This is a genomic window from Streptomyces sp. PU-14G, from assembly GCF_041028275.1.
GTDB lineage: Bacteria > Actinomycetota > Actinomycetes > Streptomycetales > Streptomycetaceae > Streptomyces.
On the sequence record NZ_JASKYT010000754.1, the window covers coordinates 1 to 658 of the forward strand.

Consider the following 658-nt stretch of genomic DNA (forward strand, 5'->3'; position numbering starts at 1 on the left):
GCCCCCGCCCCTGCCCGTGCTTCGGCCCCGGCTCCGGAGGCGTCGGCGGGCGCGGCGGGCGCGGCGGGCGCGGCGGGCGCGGAGGGTGCGGCGGTCGCGGACCTGCGGGTGCTCGCCCACCCGTTGCGGCTGCGCCTGCTCTCCCTGCTGACGGGCCAGGCCCACAGCGCTGCCGAGGCGGCGCGGGCCCTCGGCCAGACCCAGGCCAACGTCAGTTACCACCTGCGCAGGCTGCACAAGGCGGGACTCGTCGAGGCGGCGGGTGAGGTCGACGTCCGTGGCGGTACTGCCAAGCGGTACCGCCACGACCCCGGCAGCGGCGACCGGCTCGGCGCTGCCCGGGAAGTCGACACCTACCTGGCTCTCTCCGGGGCGCTCGGCGAGGAGCTGCGCCGGCGCACGGCGCAGCGCGACACCTCCGTGCGGGGCGAGATGACGGACGCCGAGGTCTGGCTGCCTCCCCAGGTGTGGGAGGACGTGCGCGAGCGCGCCAGGGAGCTGGGCGGAGTGCTCCACGACGAGGCCCTGCCGCCGGGTACGGACGGGGCGGTACGGGTCAGCGCGACGATGGTGCTGTTCGCGATGGAGACCGCTGGGGACGGATCGTCCGGGGCGGGCGGTGACGGCGCGGAGTCCTGACGCGCGGACGGGTGCGGCG

The 658-nt window shown here is 77.4% G+C and carries 1 protein-coding gene; it reads left to right on the forward strand.

Translation table 11 applies throughout. The annotated features are described in order from the left end of the window. A partial coding sequence (locus tag AB8Z75_RS35165; protein ID WP_369209221.1) for a helix-turn-helix domain-containing protein occupies nucleotides 1-639 on the forward strand: 639 nt, incomplete at its 5' end. Nucleotides 640-658: the final 19 nt, after the last annotated feature.